A 1,171-nucleotide genomic window follows, 5' to 3' on the forward strand; every position below is an offset into this window, starting at 1 on the left:
TGACTTCGGCTCGTCAGGGTGAACCTTCGCGAAGGCCCTGATGAGTCTGGAGCGGTGGCTGTATCCGGTGGTGTGTGAGATATGCGGATGGGGGCGGGCTGACCGCCGCGGGCCGTGAGCGCCGGGAAGTGGTACGGATCCAGGCGGCCGAGCTGTTCGAGTGGGGAGTCAAGGCACCGGAGGTCGCGCGACGACTGCGGGTGAGCCCGAAGTCGGCCTACCAGTGGCACCAATTGTCGCGGGAGGGTGGGGCCGGGGCACTGGCCTCCCGCGGCCCGAGCGGATCTCGATGCCGTCTGTCCCCGCGCTGCCTGGAGAAACTGGCCGTGTACCTGGAACAGGGCCCAGCAGAACACGGTTGGGTGGAGGACCAGGTGTGGACCGCGGCGCGGGTGGCCACGCTGATCGGCCGGAAGTTCCACGTCTCCTACAGCGTCTCGGGCGCCACGAGGCTGATGCACCGGCTCGGCTTCAGCCCGCAGGTCCCCGCGCGGAAGGTCGCTGAGCGCGACGAGCAGGCCGTCACTGCGTGGAAGGAGGCGACCTGGGCGGAGGTAAAAGAGCGCGGGCGGCCTGCGGGGGCTACATCTGCTTCGAGGACGAGGCAGGCTTCACCCGCCGGCCGCCCAAAGGACGCACCTGGGGCCGACGGGGCCGCACCCCTGTGTCGTGACGGTCAGCGGCCGGCGCTCGGGACGTCTGTCGGTGGCCGGGCTGATCGCCATGCGGCCCGGCTCCCGTACCCGGCTGTGCCACCGTCTGCGATCCCATCCCGCGGGCAGAGGCAAGCGCCGCAGCATGGGCGAGCGCGACTTCATCGCACTGATCGACGGCGTCCACCAGTTGGTCAAGGCGCCGATCGTGCTGGTCTGGGACCGTCTGAACACCCACGTCTCCCACGCCATGCGCGACTTGATCGCCGAACGTGCCTGGCTGACGGTGTTCCTGCTGCCCGCCTACTCGCCGGACCTCAACCCCGTGGAGTGGGTCTGGGCACACGTCAAGCGCAGCCTGGCCAACCTCGCCGTGGTCGCCCTCGACCGACTCGAGGCCCTCGTCCGCAACCGGCTCAAACGCCCGCAGTACCGGCCCGAGACCCTCGACGGCTTCATAGCCGGCACCGGCCTGACCCTCGACACCCCAACGTCACCCTGACAAGCCGAAGTCAGTA

The 1,171-nt window shown here is 69.5% G+C and carries 1 protein-coding gene and 1 pseudogene; both read left to right on the forward strand.

The window, feature by feature from the left end:
* Positions 1-128: 128 nt before the first annotated feature.
* Positions 129-650, forward strand: a pseudogene (locus ACIQE0_RS38765) (winged helix-turn-helix domain-containing protein); the annotation flags it as partial.
* A gap of 19 nt (positions 651-669) precedes the next feature.
* Positions 670-1,155 carry a transposase gene (locus ACIQE0_RS38770; protein ID WP_402341117.1) on the forward strand — a complete coding sequence of 162 codons (486 nt, stop codon included), beginning with the start codon at positions 670-672 and terminating at the stop codon, positions 1,153-1,155.
* The last annotated feature ends 16 nt before the right edge of the window (positions 1,156-1,171 follow it).

The sequence above is a fragment of the Streptomyces sp. NPDC093097 genome (assembly GCF_044754325.1).
Classification (GTDB): Bacteria; Actinomycetota; Actinomycetes; order Streptomycetales; family Streptomycetaceae; genus Streptomyces.